Genomic DNA, 15685 nt, shown 5'->3' with positions numbered 1-15685 from the left:
ATGATCAGTATTTTAGACAGTTTTTAGGGATAATTATCCCTGTTTTATTTTGTATGCTATTGTCAAAAGCTGGCAATAGATAGCATCTAGCATTGGCGTTAGCAGGCAAGAACAACTTGGAATGCAGGAAGCTTTTAGGATTTAAAGCGCCATACAAGTTTAAAGATCTTGTTTATCGAAAAGGTTTTCAAACATCATCTACACCAACGAATAATCGTTAAATCAGATTAATCCTAAAAAGCACCGACATTTCGGTGCTTTTTTATAGGTTATTTTTAGGGGGGATTGAGCTGCAACTAAGCTAATTTATTGATTAATATTCCGTACTCTTTCAAGTGTAACTGGGATTGAGTAAATTACATTCTTATCATTTTCTTGATGATAGACAAACTCAGTTCCAAAGATTCTATCATTTCTACTAGTGCTCCATCCCGAGAGCACAATATTACTAAATAGCTTTCCTTGGTAGTAACATTCTGAAACTGATAAATATTCCAAATCATTTAACTTTATTTTTGAGCAAGAAATATATTGACTATCACCATTGTCATCCAAAAAATAATATTTTAAAGAGCCATCAACTGAGATATGAATATATGATGGGGCAATATCTTGGTGCATATTTTTCCAGTTACCCGCAAATTCAGTACCATAAATCCCATCTGAGATTACTTTGAAAGGTGAAAGAGTCATCATTAATAAAAAGTAGTAGCAAGGTTTACTTTTCATCATTTCTTTTCCTATAAAATTGAACAGGGGTGCCAAAATAAACATAATCTGCCTCATCTCTCTTGTGACTTCCATGCATGTACTCAAAGCCAACAATACTAGGGCTACCCGCAACTTCTGAAATGGTTAACGATAAAGTTCTATATAACTTGTTATCAGAGTAGCACTGGTAAATTATTGCAAGGCTAACCGCTGTAGTTTCATATAAGTGACAATCCAAAACCGCTTGCCCTTCATAATAGTTCAGCTCTTTCCCTACAAACTCAATCTTGCTGACTCCCGTTAATTTTTCCATTTTACTATCAAGATACCAAACGCCTTGAAAATCAGTGAAGTTAAAGTAAGTATTGGCTGATACATTTATAGATAAAATCAAAGTTAAGCTAGTTAAAAGGTTATAAAAAGTATTCATATTTATTTATCACCTGCCGACTTCTGACATCTTGATACACATTGTTCATTAACATAGCACTCTTGAGTCGCAGTTGAATATACTCAGCTTCATTTTTTAGCTACTCGCGTATCCCATGCCTACCTATACATCTTCACACTAAGCGGTACTCTCACAACACTTCTAATAACTCTTTCTGTAAAATAGCTTTACGTTAACGTAAACGTAAAGTAGTATTTGGGTGTAATTTAACCAAATTAAATCATTTTAACTAAGCCCAATAAGAGAACTATGAGCCGTTACAGCATTTCCGATCTCGCTAAAGAGTTTGATATTACTACCCGTACTATTCGTTTCTACGAAGATAAGGGGTTGTTATCCCCACAGCGGAAGGATCAAACTCGTATTTATAACAGTGCCGATCGAGTGCGCCTAAAGCTAATTTTGCGAGGTAAGCGTTTAGGGCTGAGCTTAGATGAAAGCCGAGAAATCATTGAAATGTATGATCACTCAGGCAATAACATCGAGCAGCTGCAAACCCTAATTGCTAAAATCGAACAGCGTCGCCAGAACTTGCTGCAACAGCTTAACGACATTGAAATCTCTTTATTGGAATTGGACGAGGTAGAGGCACGTTGTAAAGAGGCCATTAATCAGGTTTCTTAGCCGTTCTGCCCTTAAGCTGAAGCATTAAGGAAAGACGATGAATACGCTATACCCAACCCTAAATTTTGATTTAGGGGAAGACATCACCATGCTGCGCGACATGGTGTATAAGTTTTGCCAAAACGAATTGGCACCCATTGCCCAAAGCATAGATAAAGACAATGCTTTCCCTAGCCAAATGTGGCAACAACTTGGCGAGTTAGGGTTATTAGGTATCACCGTGGATGAACAATACGGTGGTTCCAATATGGGTTATCTGGCCCACTGTGTGGTAATGGAAGAAATCTCCCGCGCCTCGGCCTCTGTCGGCCTTTCCTATGGCGCCCATTCCAATCTGTGCGTCAACCAAATACACAAAAATGGTACCCATGAGCAAAAGCTAAAATACCTGCCAAAGTTATGTTCGGGTGAGCATGTGGGGGCGCTCGCCATGAGCGAGCCTAATGCCGGTTCAGATGTGGTCAGCATGAAATTAAAGGCTGATAAACAAGGGGATAACTATATCCTTAACGGCAGTAAGATGTGGATCACTAATGGCCCCGATGCCCATACCTTTATTATCTATGCCAAAACCGATGTTAACGCCGGCTCTAAGGGCATTACCGCTTTTATTGTGGAGCGTGACTTTGCCGGTTTTAGCCGTAGCCCTAAGCTAGATAAGTTAGGCATGCGTGGCTCTAATACCTGTGAATTAGTGTTCGAAGATTGCGTGGTGCCAGCAGAGAATATCCTTGGCCATGAGGGTGGTGGCGTACAGGTGCTAATGAGTGGTTTAGACTTTGAGCGTACCGTGTTAGCTGCCGGTCCAGTGGGCATTATGCAAGCCTGTATGGATTTGGTGGTGCCCTATATTCATGATCGTAAGCAATTCGACCAAGCCATAGGTAAATTCCAGTTAGTGCAGGCCAAGGTGGCCGATATGTACACCGAATTAAGTGCCTGCCGTGCTTATCTGTATGAGGTTGCTAAAGCCTGTGACAGAGGCGAACAAAGCCGTAAAGATGCTGCAGGAGTGATCCTTTATACCGCCGAGCGTGCCACCCAAAAAGCCCTGGATGCCATTCAGTTGTTAGGAGGCGTGGGTTATACCAATGAATTCCCGGCAGGCCGATTATTAAGGGATGCCAAGCTGTATGAGATTGGCGCTGGCACTTCTGAGATTCGCCGCATGTTAATTGGTCGCGAGCTGTTTAACGAAACACGATAAGGGAATATCCATGGCAATTTTACAATCGAAAATTAATACCCGTAGTGATGCCTTTATTGCTAATAGCGAGCATATGCTCACTCAAGTGCAAGACTTGCAGGCCAAGGTAGAACAAATTCAACAGGGTGGCGGCGACAAAGCCAGACAGCGCCACCTTGAGAGGGGCAAGTTATTGCCAAGGGAGCGCATCGATGCCCTATTAGATATAGGCTCGCCCTTTCTAGAGATAGGCCAATTGGCAGCCTATGGCATGTATGGCGATAACATTGCGGCCGCTGGGGTGATTGCTGGGGTGGGCAGGGTGAATGGTCAGGAATGCATGGTGGTCGCCAATGATGCTACGGTAAAAGGTGGCACCTACTTTCCTATGACAGTAAAAAAGCACTTAAGGGCCCAAGCCATTGCCCAAGAAAATAACTTACCCTGTATTTATTTAGTGGACTCTGGCGGGGCTAATTTGCCCCATCAAGATGAAGTGTTTCCCGACAGAGACCACTTTGGCCGCATCTTTATGAATCAGGCGACCATGTCATCGATGAATATTCCCCAAATCGCTGTGGTGATGGGATCTTGCACCGCGGGTGGGGCGTATGTACCAGCGATGTCGGATGAATCCATTATTGTTAAAAATCAGGGCACCATCTTTCTGGCAGGGCCGCCATTAGTCAAAGCCGCCACCGGTGAAGAGGTAAGCGCCGAAGAACTGGGTGGCGGCGAAGTGCACACCCAAACCTCAGGGGTAGCGGATCATCTGGCGAATAATGATCACCATGCCTTGCAGCTCGCCAGAGACGCAGTTAAACGTTTTAACCGAGTCAAACAACCACAGTTAGATATTAAACCAAGTAAAGAGCCGTTGTTCGATGCCAAAGAGATATATGGCATTGTGCCTAAGGATGCCCGCCAAACCTATGACGTGCGCGAGATCATCGCCCGTATCGTTGATGGTTCAGAGTTCGATGAATTTAAGGCGTTGTTTGGCACTACCTTGGTGTGTGGCTTTGCCCGCATTCATGGTTTTCCAGTAGGCATTATTGCCAATAATGGCATTTTGTTTAGTGAGTCTTCGCAAAAAGGGGCGCATTTTATTGAACTGTGCGCCCAGCGCAAAATCCCACTGGTGTTCTTGCAGAACATTACCGGCTTTATGGTGGGTAAGCAGTATGAGCATGGTGGTATCGCCAAAAATGGCGCTAAGTTGGTGACCGCCGTGGCTACCGCTAAAGTGCCTAAGTTTACTTTGCTGATAGGTGGTTCATTTGGTGCGGGTAACTATGGCATGTGTGGCCGTGCCTATGATCCGCGCTTCTTATTTATGTGGCCCAATGCCCGCATCTCAGTTATGGGCGGCGAACAAGCGGCTAATGTTTTGGCTCAGGTCAAAAGTGACCAAAAGCAAAAGGCTGGTGAACCCTGGTCAGAAGCGGAACAAGCCGAATTTAAACGTCCGATAACTGAAACCTACGAGACCCAAGGCCACCCCTATTACGCTTCGGCAAGGTTATGGGACGATGGCGTGATTGATCCTGCCGACACTCGTACCGTGTTAGGTCTAGCCATTTCTGCCAGTTTAAATAAGCCGATTGAGGACACTCAATTTGGCGTGTTTAGAATGTAGGGGGCAGCATGTCAAAAGTACATTTTACGATTGATAAACGCGGCGTCGCGACCTTGACTCTAAATAATCCTGATAAACATAATGTGTTTGATGATCAGCTGATCGGTCATTTAACCGAATTACTGGAACAAGCCAATCAGGATGACAAGGTTAGAGTCTTAGTATTGGCAGCAACGGGCAAAAGCTTCAGCGCTGGGGCGGATTTAGCCTGGATGCAGCGGATGGCAAATTATGATTACCAGCAGAATCTGCAGGACAGTCGAGCCTTAGCTAAGTTGTTTTATACCCTTAATTTTATGTCTAAGCCGAGCATTGCCAGAGTGCAGGGCGCGGCATTTGGTGGCGCAGTGGGTTTAGTCAGCTGTTGTGATATGGCGGTTGCCAGCACCAATGTCAGCTTTTGCTTAAGCGAAGTCAAAATTGGTTTGATTCCTGCCACCATTAGCCCCTATGTCATTGCCGCCATTGGTGAGCGCGCCTGCCGCCGTTATTTTACCACCGCCGAACGCTTTAGCGCTGAGCGTGCCTATCAATTGGGATTAATTAGCGAAGTGGTGGAATCACCACAATTAGATCAAACCATAGAGCGTCTTATTAGCAGTGTATTACTAAACAGCCCTCAGGCAATTACTGCGGCTAAGCAGTTAGTCTTTGACGTGGCAACCACAGACATCAACCCGGCATTAATCGAATCAACCTGTGAAGCCATTGCCAATATCAGGGTATCAGCAGAGGGGCAAGAGGGGCTCAATGCCTTTTTGCAAAAGCGCCCGCCAGCATGGATAACTAGGGAGGGGAACTAGATTATGACTAATACTCAATTTTCAAAAATACTCATTGCCAACCGGGGTGAGATTGCCTGTCGAGTGATTAACACCGCCCGTAAGTTAGGGGTTGCCACTGTTGCGGTCTATTCCGATGCGGATGCCAATGCCATGCATGTTTCTATGGCCGATGAGGCCGTTTATATTGGCGCCGCCAGTGCAAGGGAGTCCTATTTAGATTATCAAAAGGTGATTGATGCAGCCCTTTTAACCGGGGCGCAGGCGATTCATCCAGGTTATGGCTTCTTATCTGAAAACGCCGAGTTTGCGGCGGAATGTCAGCGTCAGAACATCGTCTTTATTGGCCCGCCTATTGCGGCGATAGAAGCCATGGGTTCTAAATCCGCAGCCAAAACCATAATGGAAAAGGCCGATGTTCCTTTGGTGCCGGGTTACCATGGGGATGATCAAAGCCGAGAAAATATTCATGCCCAAGCCTTAAAAATTGGTTATCCGGTATTACTAAAGGCTGTCGCCGGTGGCGGCGGCAAGGGTATGCGCCAAGTGCATCATGATGATGAATTTGATGCCGCCTTTGATGGCGCCAAAAGGGAATCATTAAACAGTTTTGCCAATGATGATTTGTTAGTAGAAAAATACCTGACCCGGCCCCGCCATGTGGAATTTCAAATCTTCTGTGACAGCCAAGGCAATGGCGTGTACCTATTCGAGCGAGATTGCTCATTACAGCGCCGTCATCAAAAGGTGATTGAAGAAGCGCCAGCACCCGGCATGACAGAAGCGCTTAGGGCAAAAATGGGTCAAGCGGCACTGCGCGCAGCTAAAGCCATTAATTACCAAGGGGCTGGTACAGTAGAGTTTCTGCTTGATAGCGACGGCAGCTTCTATTTTATGGAGATGAATACCCGTTTGCAGGTGGAGCACCCGATCACCGAGATGATCACAGGGGTCGATTTAGTGCAGTGGCAATTGCTGGTGGCGGCAGGCGAACCACTACCAATGGCACAAGCTGAGCTCAGTATTAAAGGGCACGCCTTTGAAGCCCGCATTTACGCCGAAGATCCAGCTCATGACTTTTTACCCATGACGGGCAAATTGTCCTTTTTACAACTCCCACAACAGAGTGAGTTTGTCAGAGTAGATACTGGGGTGCGCCAAGGGGATGAGGTCAGTGTTTATTACGATCCTATGATAGCCAAACTGATCACCTGGGACACTGATAGAGACAGGGCGCTGCAAAGATTAACCACGGCGTTAAAGCAGTATCATATTATCGGGGTCACCACTAATATCTCGTTTTTGCATAACCTTGCCGATAGCCAACCTTTTAAGGATGGCTTGCTTGATACCAGCTTTATTGAAACCCATCATAAGTTAATTTTTAAAGAAGAGCAGATCAATACTCAGCGCCAGTTATGCCTGATTGGCTTGCTATTGGTGCTTGCCCACAAACTAAATCAGCAACAGCATAGTGCTAGCAATCAATTAGACAATATCTGGCACAGTGCTTTGGCATGGCGCATGAACGCCAGCGCTCAATTAAGTTTTAATGTTGAACTGGCAGGGCAGGAATACACATTAGTGGTAGAACCGATTGCTACAGGCTATCAAGTGATAATAAATGACGAGGTATTTGTCTGCCGTGGTGAGTTAGACGGCCATAACCTTAGGGCTTGTACTAATGGCCATAACAGTCAGTGTGTGATCAGTACGCTCGATTATGCTGGGCTACTACAAGGCGCAGCTTGCAGTATTTTTGATAATGGCACAGCCATTGATTTTACAGTATTACAACCAGACCTTGGTGATAATGATGCAGCTGCCAATGGCAACAATCTTTTGGCGCCCATGAATGGCACCATGGTGGCATTACTGGTAGAGCCGGGGCAAAGGGTTAAACAAAATCAACCGCTTCTGGTAATGGAAGCCATGAAAATGGAGCACACAGTACTGGCTCCAGCCGATGGTCAGGTTATCGACTTTTATTATGCCCAAGGGGATATGATTGATGGCGGCGCCCAACTGGTGAATTTTGAATTGGAGCAGGGTTGATTATGGCTTTTCCAAAACAGGTTTCTATTGTTGAAGTTGGTCCAAGAGATGGCCTGCAAAACGAGCCTACAATCATTTCCAGTGATATCAAAATTGCCCTGATTGAGCAATTGGCTGCAGCGGGTCTAAAGTCGATAGAGGCTGGCAGTTTTGTCAATCCTAAATGGATACCGCAGATGGCCAGCACTCATGATGTCTTAAAGGGAATTAATCGCCAAGCCGGTGTTTGCTATAGCGCCTTAACTCCTAATTTACAGGGCTATCAGGGGGCTATCGCTGCCAATGCCGATGAAGTGGCTATCTTTGCTGCCGCATCGGAGAGCTTCAGCCAAAAAAATATTAATTGTTCAATCGCACAAAGCCTACAGCGCTTTGAGGACATTATGGCCGTAGCCAAAGTAGATAATATGAAAGTACGTGGCTATGTCTCTTGCGTGATTGCCTGCCCCTATGAGGGCGAGATTCATCCACAAAAAGTAGCGCAAGTGGCGAAGCAATTAATAGATATGGGTTGTTATCAGGTGTCCCTAGGTGACACCATAGGCACGGGCACCCCTAAAACCGTTAAGGCCATGCTAGAGGCTTGCTTAAGCTTGATCCCTGCCAAGCAACTGGCGGTCCATTTTCATGATACCTATGGACAGGCGGTTGCTAATATTTATGCGGCACTTGAGTTTGGCATAAGTACCATTGATGCTGCGGTAGCAGGACTCGGCGGCTGCCCTTACGCCCCCGGCGCTTCGGGTAATGTTGCCACCGAAGATGTGGTGTATTTGCTCAATGGTTTGGGCATAGAACACGGCGTAGAGTTAGCGAAACTGGTTGAGGCGGGTAATAATATCAGTCGCCAACTTGGCCGTGACAATGGCTCTAAAGTGGCTAGAGCTTTAAGCGTTTAAATTTAAATTGGTAGCCTAGTGGTGTACTTAATTTGTTTAAGGGCAAAGGTGGAGTGAATGGAGTCAACATTGGGTAAATGCATTAGGGTGCGTTTAAGCATTTGCTCGTAGTGTTCAACATCTTCCACCACGACCCTTAATACATAATCCTTATCACCGCTGGTGGAGTAACATTCCACCACTTCTTCTATATTCTGCACCGCCCCTTCAAATGCATTTAACGACTCTTCATCATGGCTTTTAATGGTTAAGTAAGCATAAACGCAGACACTAAGGTTTAACTGCTTGGGGTTAAGTAAATTGACCTTTCCTAGAATAATTCCTTGCTCTTGCAAACGTTTTACCCTACGCCAGCAAGGTGTATGAGAAAGCCCGACTTTGTCGCCTAATTCAGCCATAGTTAGATCGGCATTTTGCTGCAATTGTCGCAGTATTTTTTTGTCGAAGTTATCCAACGTCATAAGTCAATTCCTTACTCTATTGCCAATATATTAGGACAGCTATCCTAATATGATGGTAAATATTGATATGTATGCAATATTTTCCTAAGGCAATAGGAGTAACATATTTGGAACAATATAGCCACAATGGTGACAACTATGGTCAATGTAAAGGAAATTACCCTAGATCATAAATATCAGACTTTATCTGGACGAGTGCTGCTGTCAGGAATTCAAGCACTGGTTCGTTTGCCTATCGATCAAATGCGGCTCGACAGAGCTAATGGATTAAATACCGGAGCCTTTATCTCGGGCTATCGGGGCTCCCCTTTGGGGGGTTATGATCTCAACCTAATGCGCAACCAAACCTTGCTGGAACAGCATAATATTAAGTTTCAGCCGGGATTAAATGAAGAGTTAGCAGCTACGGCCGTATGGGGCTCGCAACAGGTTAACTTATTTGAGGGGGCGACCGTCGATGGCGTGTGTGGCATCTGGTATGGCAAAACCCCTGGAGTCGACCGCTCAACGGATGCTTTTCGCCACGGCAATGCCGCAGGTTCCTCTGCTAAGGGAGGGGTATTGGTGGTGGCTGGTGATGATCACGGTTGTAAATCTTCCTCTTATCCTGGCCAAAGTGAATTCGCCTTTGTGGATATGCACATGCCAATTCTGAATCCAGCAGATGTGCAAGAGGTGTTGGATTTTGGTTTATATGGCTTTGAGCTCTCCCGCTTTAGCGGTTGTTGGGTAGCCATGATCACCCTTAGTGAAAATATGGATAGTGCCGCAACAATTAATGTTGACCCAGAGCGGCTGAGCATAGAGCAACCTCAAGATTTTGAGATGCCGAGCGATGGCGTCAATATTCGTCTTGGCGACACGCCTTTGGCCCAAGAAGAGCGTCAATGGCGTTATAAACGCTATGCCGCGCTGGCATTTTGCCGTCATAACAAACTCAACAAAGTCCTATGGGATAACCCTAACGCTAAGCTTGGCATTATTTCTGCTGGCAAGGCCCATCTTGATTTAATGCAGGCCCTTGATGAGCTAGGTATCGATGAAGCTAAAGCTAAACAGCTAGGGATAAAAATCTATAAGGTAGCCATGACCTACCCATTAGATGTACTGAACATTCGTGAGTTTGCGAGGGGCTTAGATTATCTTTTTGTGGTGGAAGAAAAACGCAGCCTAATGGAGGTGCAGTTAAAGGAAGAGCTGTATAACGTGGAAATAGTTGACCCACATTTTCCTAAAATTATTGGTAAATTAGACTCCTTAGATAACCCCTTGCTGCCAAGTTATGGCGAGCTCTCACCAGGGATTGTGGCTGATGTGTTAGTGCGTGCATTGCCAAATAATTACCAAGACCAAGGGATTCTAGCCCGCCTAGAAGCGATCAAAAAACATAAACAACTTGCTTGCCAAAATAAAATTGACACCGTTCGCAGTCCTTTCTATTGCTCTGGCTGTCCCCACAATACTTCCACTAAAGTACCTAAAGGTTCGCGCGCCTTAGCCGGTATTGGTTGCCATTATTTAGTGCAAAATATGGAGCGAGAAACCTATACCTTTTCGCAAATGGGCGGTGAGGGCATCAGCTGGGTAGGGCAATCCCATTTTACCAAGACCCCCCATGTGTTTGTGAATTTAGGGGACGGCACTTACTTCCATTCCGGCGTATTAGCGATTCGTGCTGCCGTCGCTGCTAAGGTCAATATTACCTATAAAATTCTGTTCAATGGTGTGGTGGCAATGACCGGTGGTCAGCCCCATGATGGCGAAGTGAGGCCCGATATGATTGCCAGACAAGTATTGGCAGAAGGGGTGACTAAGCTGGTTATCGTGATGGATGATATTAATAAATATCGCGGCCAGTTTGAGTTCCCACAGGGCATAGAAATAAAACACCGGGATGAACTAGACGACATTCAGAAGCAAATGCGTGAAATCCCTGGGGTTACTTGTATTTTGTACGATCAAGCCTGTGCCACAGAGCTTAGGCGTAAGCGCAAAAGAGGCTTGCTTGAAGATCCTAAAAAGCGTGTTTTTATTAATGATTTAGTGTGTGAGGGCTGCGGCGATTGCTCGGTGCAATCTAACTGCATATCTATCGAACCTAAGCCAACCGAGTTTGGGGTTAAGCGCCAAATTAATCAGACTAACTGCAATAAAGATATTTCCTGTGTAAAAGGGTTTTGTCCGTCGTTTGTTACGGTAGAGGGGGGCGAGCTTAGCCCGCCCGTTGGCAGTGATGTCGACTTTACTGCCCTTGGTGAAACGTTAAGCCTACCTAATCCTATTAATTTAGATAAACCATGGGGAATACTGGTCAATGGTATTGGCGGCACCGGGGTGGTGACCTTTGGTGCGTTAATGTCGATGGCGGCCTTTATTGAAGGTAAAGCGGTAACCACTTTAGATCAAACAGGTTTGGCTCAAAAAGGGGGCTCGGTATATAGCCATATTCGCATCGCCAAACATGAATCACAGCTGCATGCGGTGCGTATTTCAGAGGCTAATGCCGATGCACTTATTGCCGGAGATTTAGTGGCTTCAAGTGTTGACGCAACTTGTCTATCTAAGCTTAATAGCGATAAAACCCTAAGCTTAGTAAACACTAGGGTGATGCCAACGTCGATGTTTGTTTTGGGAAAGAATATTAAAGATGAGTCAGCGCAAATGTTGGATTTAATCGATGTGCGCTCGAAACAGTTAAAAGCCATTGATGCCACTAAGTTAACCGAAAAAGCCCTAGGCGCGGCGACAGCAACCAATACTTTTATGTTGGGTTACGCCTATCAAATGGGTATGATCCCCCTTAATTTTACTTCCATTTATAATGCTATCGAACTTAATGGCGTGGCGGTAAAAGAGAACATAAAAGCCTTTAACCTAGGTCGTTATGTGTGCGCCAAACCTGAGCAAGCGCTGCAATTATTAAATCAACAACAAAAGGATACTCAGCATCCTAGTTTGCATGACTTTATTGCTAAGCGAGCTAAGTTTCTAACTGATTACCAAGATGAGGCGTATGCCAAGCGTTATCTCGCTTTAGTTCAGCAAGTGCAAGTGGCAGAGCAAAGCGTGGATCAATATTCACAACAATTAACCCGCGCCGTGGCCCGCTATGGCTTTAAACTAATGGCCTACAAGGATGAGTATGAAGTTGCAAGACTGCACAGCAGTGATGAGTTTAAACAGCAGTTACAAAGGCAATTTAGTGGTAGCTATAAGCTTAATTATCACTTAGCGCCGCCCGTGTTTGATTGGTTTTCAGATTCTGCTAAAACACCAAAAAAGATCGCCGTAGGCCCATGGTTCAAAACCGTATTTAAGCTGTTGGCTAAGTGTAAAGGTTTACGCGGCACTGCCTTTGATATATTTGGCTATAGCGCAGAACGTAAGCAAGAACGATACTTGATAGAAGAATATGCGGCAACCATAGATGAATTACTACCAAGATTGAATAAAGATAACCTAGAACAAGCTACTGAGATTGCTGGTTTACCTGAAGGTATTAAAGGTTATGGCCACGTTAAGCGGGCATCCTTAGCTGAGGTGTTACCTAAGTGGCAGCAGTTGTTAGATGACTTTAAGTTAGGTAAAGCGTCTAAACAGGATTTAGCTGTGGGCCATATCAGCCCTGAGGAGCTAAGTTGATCTTGCTCTAGTTCTGGTTAAATTGAACTTAAGCCGAAGCAAATGCTTCGGCTTTTTTGTACCTGTTAACTTTTATTTTTAGTAGAATAAACTCACTATTTTTAAAAGGATCTTCATTTATGCAAATTTCTCTTATTGCCGCTATGGCCCATAACCGCGTGATTGGTAAAGATAACCAAATGCCATGGCACCTGCCTGAAGATCTGCAGCACTTCAAAAAGATGACTTTAGGCAAACCTGTGGTGATGGGGCGTAAAACTTTCGAGAGTATTGGTCGCCCTTTACCTGGTAGGCACAACATTGTTATTAGCCGAAATCCTGACTATCAGCCAGAGGGGGTAACGGTAGTTGATAGCTTTGAGAAAGCCTACCAGTTAGAGAAAGATACTGAGGAACTGATGGTGATGGGAGGGGGGCAACTGTACCTGCAAACGCTGCCAAAAGCCGACAATCTTTATTTAACTTTTATCGATTTAGAAGTGGAAGGTGATACCCAATTTCCGCACTGGGATGATGGTTGCTGGACTCAGGTTTGGGCTGAAAAGCACACTAATCTTGATGGCTTAACTTATGAGTTTGTAAAATACAGTCGAGCTGATTAAGTGATAATCCGCTGCTCTGGGTTTATTTAGGCCGTTGTTTTAGCGTGCAGATAAGTAACCATTTACCCTTCTATTTTAAATTCTAATAGTGGCAATGAAGGAACTTAAATGCACAAAATAAGCACCTTAGCAGCGATAGTGATTGCTGGAGCTTTGATGCTTCCAAGTGAAGCAAAAGCGACAGATGATCTTGCTTTGAGTATCTGTAACGATATTAAACTAGATAATAAAAAAAGGTTACATAAAACCTTACGCTCTAACCGAATTAAACTAAAAAACATCTATTCTAAATTTCAGTGTAATGGCCAAAGTCTTTTAGAATTTGCTTTTACTGAGAGCTCAGTTGAGGTTGGTTCATATATAGTAAAACGCATGCCCAGTAATGAGCTTGCGGCCTTAACACCAGAAGGTAAACCGTTAAAAGCTTGGATTGAAGCTAAGGGCTATAGTGATAGCCCAATTAATAAGGAATTGAGTGCTAAGCTCTAATGCCTAAAAAAACGAAGCAGTTAAACTGCTTCGTTTTTTTATGGACTTAATTTTAAAATAAGACCACTTAGGGGATTAAAGTTTGAATTCTTTGACCGAGGCTTGCAACTCTTCCGCGAGTTGAGCCACTTGTTGACTCGATTGCTCGGTTTGGTTAGCGCCAAGAGAGGCCTCTTCGGAAATGCTTGCTATTTGCTCTAGCTTTTCAGATATTTCAGAACTCACTTTATTTTGCTCATCCGCAGCTTGAGCAATATGGGTGCCAGCTGAGAAAGCTTTATGAACCGAGTTATTGATCGCCTCTACGGCAGTAGTTGCCTGTTCCGACTTTTCAACACAAGAGTCAGCAGAGCGGCGACCAGCTTCCATTACTTGTACAGCTTGCTCTGCTCCAGTTTGCAATTTTTCAATCATTTGCTGAATTTCTTGAGTTGAAGCTTGGGTTCTTGAAGCTAAACTTCTCACTTCGTCGGCTACAACAGCAAATCCACGACCTTGTTCACCTGCACGAGCGGCTTCAATTGCAGCATTCAGGGCGAGTAAGTTAGTTTGCTCTGCAATTCCTCTGATCACATCCAAAATTTTACCAATTTCTGCGCTATCATCATGGAGTGTATTAATGACCAGCGACGCTTTCGCCACCTCATCGGCGAGAGAAAGGATAGTTAGTTTGGTTTGCTCAGTAATTTCTTGGACATAACTGGCTTCCTCATCTGCTTGTTTAATTTCACCTAAGGCATCGTTAGCATTAACGGATACTTGTTGCGCGCTGGAGCTCAGTTGTGTGGTTGCACTAGCCGCTTGTTCTACTTGGTATTTTTGCTGTTGAACACCACTGCTACTTTGAGCGGTAATGGCCGATGTTTCTTCAGCGGCGGTGGCGAGCTGATTGGCTCTGTCTTGGATGCCTTTAATTAGGTTCGTTAGAGCATTGATTAATTTAGTAATATTTTCACCAAGATGACCAAATTCATCTTCCCCTAAATCTTCAAGTTTAAAGCTTAAATCACCTTTGGTATAAACTTCTAAGGCATCATTGATTACATTTAATTTATGAAGAATCGAACTAATAATGTAATAAGCAATACCGATAGCAGCAATAATGGCGAGCAACATAAACAGCCAACTGGTTAAGCGAGCACTGTCAGCAGACGCTAAGGTCTCTTCATTTAAAGTAATCGAATTTAGCTCAACTTCGGCCTGTAAGGTTTCCAGTAAGACTTGATTTGATGCTGCTAATTGGCCAATGCTATTACTTTGCTCAAGGATCTTGGCATTAAAATCAATTTGCTGATGCTTATATTGATTAATTTGTCCTTGTTCACCAACTAGTGAGTTGAGTTTATTGACTATATCAACCAGCTCTTTACTGATATTGCTGGTGACAATTCGACTATCAAGTTCAACTAATTTGCTAGTGTTAGAATCGATACTCTCAAGCAAGAACAATATTTCGCTGGCGTAATCTTCTAAATCTTCAACAGTCTTTACCCTCAGCATCTCCTGGCTATCAGACAGTAAAGAGAAAAAGTTGTCATCTAAATCTTCACTAAGGGTATAGGCTTTTTGTGAGTTACGATTAGAAAATTTGTCAGCATTATTCATTATACTGATAAGCAGACTGCTGCCTTGATCTGTCAGTATTTGCACCATTTCTGAAGATTCTTCAATAAACGTCAGGTTGTCTAGGCTTTGCATCTTTAATGCTAAAAACTGCTGTAAGTGCTCTTGCTGCTGCTTTGATGATTGACTTAAACTGCTAAGTAAGTCAGTTAATGAATCTTGGTTAGCGACTAACTGGGTAAGTTGCTTACTTGAATCATTAAAAGCACTGCTACTTAGGGTAAGCTGTTGTTTTAAAATATTGATATTGTCTGTTGTGGTTGCAAATTGTGCGGCAACTCTAATCCTTTCCTGCTGGGCCAATTGAGTCATTAATTGGGTGCTTGATTTAAGTGCAGGTAAGGAAGAGTTTTGTATTTGTTGGGTACCGCTTTCAATGGTGCTGATATTTGATAGTGATACTATCCCTGATATTAATAGCATCAATGCTATCGCCGCAAAACCGGCAATAATTCTAACGGCTACAGTGAGTTTTAGCCTCATGAACTTCTTCCTTAACAATAAAATAAGCTATAGTTTAT

The 15685-nt window shown here is 44.0% G+C and carries 13 protein-coding genes; 9 read left to right on the top strand and 4 right to left on the bottom strand.

From position 1 onward, the window contains the following. Positions 1-306: 306 nt before the first annotated feature. Positions 307-732: a hypothetical protein gene (locus tag GFB48_RS05195; RefSeq protein ID WP_163932164.1), complete on the bottom strand. Its 426-nt coding sequence runs from the start codon at positions 730-732 to the stop codon at positions 307-309. After that, positions 719-1141, bottom strand: a complete 423-nt coding sequence (locus GFB48_RS05190) for a hypothetical protein (RefSeq protein ID WP_163932161.1) — start codon at positions 1139-1141, stop codon at positions 719-721. The genes GFB48_RS05195 and GFB48_RS05190 overlap by 14 nt, the downstream gene beginning before the upstream one ends. A gap of 270 nt (positions 1142-1411) precedes the next feature. Between GFB48_RS05190 and GFB48_RS05185 the strand changes: the two genes are divergently transcribed. Genes GFB48_RS05185 through GFB48_RS05160 form a run of 6 tightly spaced genes read left to right on the top strand, consistent with a single transcriptional unit; the run spans position 1412 to position 8347 of the window. Beyond that, positions 1412-1786, top strand: coding sequence for a MerR family DNA-binding transcriptional regulator (locus GFB48_RS05185; RefSeq protein WP_163932158.1), 375 nt, complete (start codon positions 1412-1414; stop codon positions 1784-1786). 37 nt (positions 1787-1823) lie between these two features. Continuing rightward, positions 1824-2993, top strand: coding sequence for an isovaleryl-CoA dehydrogenase (locus GFB48_RS05180; protein WP_163932155.1), 1170 nt, complete (start codon positions 1824-1826; stop codon positions 2991-2993). A gap of 10 nt (positions 2994-3003) precedes the next feature. Continuing rightward, positions 3004-4611 carry a carboxyl transferase domain-containing protein gene (locus tag GFB48_RS05175; RefSeq protein WP_163932152.1) on the top strand — a complete coding sequence of 536 codons (1608 nt, stop codon included), beginning with the start codon at positions 3004-3006 and terminating at the stop codon, positions 4609-4611. Positions 4612-4619: 8 nt separating this feature from the next. Next, the gene (locus GFB48_RS05170) at positions 4620-5414 is read left to right on the top strand and encodes an enoyl-CoA hydratase/isomerase family protein (protein ID WP_163932149.1); all 795 of its coding nucleotides are present in this window, start codon (positions 4620-4622) and stop codon (positions 5412-5414) included. A 3-nt stretch (positions 5415-5417) separates the two neighbouring features. Beyond that, complete coding sequence (locus GFB48_RS05165) at positions 5418-7448, top strand: acetyl/propionyl/methylcrotonyl-CoA carboxylase subunit alpha (RefSeq protein ID WP_163932147.1); 2031 nt, start codon at positions 5418-5420, stop codon at positions 7446-7448. Positions 7449-7450: 2 nt separating this feature from the next. Continuing rightward, positions 7451-8347, top strand: a complete 897-nt coding sequence (locus tag GFB48_RS05160; protein ID WP_163932143.1) for a hydroxymethylglutaryl-CoA lyase — start codon at positions 7451-7453, stop codon at positions 8345-8347. Between the two features lie 2 nt (positions 8348-8349). Here GFB48_RS05160 and GFB48_RS05155 read toward each other — a convergent pair whose 3' ends face one another. After that, complete coding sequence (locus GFB48_RS05155; RefSeq protein WP_163932140.1) at positions 8350-8808, bottom strand: Lrp/AsnC family transcriptional regulator; 459 nt, start codon at positions 8806-8808, stop codon at positions 8350-8352. A 138-nt stretch (positions 8809-8946) separates the two neighbouring features. Between GFB48_RS05155 and GFB48_RS05150 the strand changes: the two genes are divergently transcribed. The 3 genes from GFB48_RS05150 to GFB48_RS05140 all read left to right on the top strand — a co-directional run bounded on the left by GFB48_RS05150 (position 8947) and on the right by GFB48_RS05140 (position 13541). After that, on the top strand, positions 8947-12450 hold the full coding sequence (locus tag GFB48_RS05150; RefSeq protein ID WP_163932137.1) for an indolepyruvate ferredoxin oxidoreductase family protein: 3504 nt from the start codon (positions 8947-8949) through the stop codon (positions 12448-12450). 119 nt (positions 12451-12569) lie between these two features. Continuing rightward, positions 12570-13052, top strand: a complete 483-nt coding sequence (folA, locus tag GFB48_RS05145) for a type 3 dihydrofolate reductase (RefSeq protein ID WP_163932134.1) — start codon at positions 12570-12572, stop codon at positions 13050-13052. Positions 13053-13160: 108 nt separating this feature from the next. Beyond that, positions 13161-13541 (top strand): DUF3718 domain-containing protein, encoded by a 381-nt coding sequence (locus GFB48_RS05140; protein ID WP_163932132.1) that lies wholly within the window; start codon positions 13161-13163, stop codon positions 13539-13541. 75 nt (positions 13542-13616) lie between these two features. Here GFB48_RS05140 and GFB48_RS05135 read toward each other — a convergent pair whose 3' ends face one another. Continuing rightward, positions 13617-15647 carry a methyl-accepting chemotaxis protein gene (locus GFB48_RS05135; protein WP_163932129.1) on the bottom strand — a complete coding sequence of 677 codons (2031 nt, stop codon included), beginning with the start codon at positions 15645-15647 and terminating at the stop codon, positions 13617-13619. Positions 15648-15685: the final 38 nt, after the last annotated feature.

Origin of the sequence: Paraferrimonas sp. SM1919 (assembly GCF_010993985.1) — a bacterium.
Lineage (GTDB): Bacteria > Pseudomonadota > Gammaproteobacteria > Enterobacterales > Shewanellaceae > SM1919.
Note: the sequence above shows the minus strand (reverse complement) of the source record. Positions and strands in the feature narration are given on the sequence as shown.

Coding starts and splice junctions, on each gene's coding strand:
- GFB48_RS05185 (WP_163932158.1), top strand. CDS start 1,412: ATGAGCCGTTACAGCATTTCCGATCTCGCTAAAGAGTTTGATATTACT.
- GFB48_RS05195 (WP_163932164.1), bottom strand. CDS start 732: ATGATGAAAAGTAAACCTTGCTACTACTTTTTATTAATGATGACTCTT.
- GFB48_RS05165 (WP_163932147.1), top strand. CDS start 5,418: ATGACTAATACTCAATTTTCAAAAATACTCATTGCCAACCGGGGTGAG.
- GFB48_RS05150 (WP_163932137.1), top strand. CDS start 8,947: ATGGTCAATGTAAAGGAAATTACCCTAGATCATAAATATCAGACTTTA.
- GFB48_RS05175 (WP_163932152.1), top strand. CDS start 3,004: ATGGCAATTTTACAATCGAAAATTAATACCCGTAGTGATGCCTTTATT.
- GFB48_RS05190 (WP_163932161.1), bottom strand. CDS start 1,141: ATGAATACTTTTTATAACCTTTTAACTAGCTTAACTTTGATTTTATCT.
- GFB48_RS05160 (WP_163932143.1), top strand. CDS start 7,451: ATGGCTTTTCCAAAACAGGTTTCTATTGTTGAAGTTGGTCCAAGAGAT.
- GFB48_RS05180 (WP_163932155.1), top strand. CDS start 1,824: ATGAATACGCTATACCCAACCCTAAATTTTGATTTAGGGGAAGACATC.
- GFB48_RS05135 (WP_163932129.1), bottom strand. CDS start 15,647: ATGAGGCTAAAACTCACTGTAGCCGTTAGAATTATTGCCGGTTTTGCG.
- GFB48_RS05140 (WP_163932132.1), top strand. CDS start 13,161: ATGCACAAAATAAGCACCTTAGCAGCGATAGTGATTGCTGGAGCTTTG.
- GFB48_RS05170 (WP_163932149.1), top strand. CDS start 4,620: ATGTCAAAAGTACATTTTACGATTGATAAACGCGGCGTCGCGACCTTG.
- folA (WP_163932134.1), top strand. CDS start 12,570: ATGCAAATTTCTCTTATTGCCGCTATGGCCCATAACCGCGTGATTGGT.
- GFB48_RS05155 (WP_163932140.1), bottom strand. CDS start 8,808: ATGACGTTGGATAACTTCGACAAAAAAATACTGCGACAATTGCAGCAA.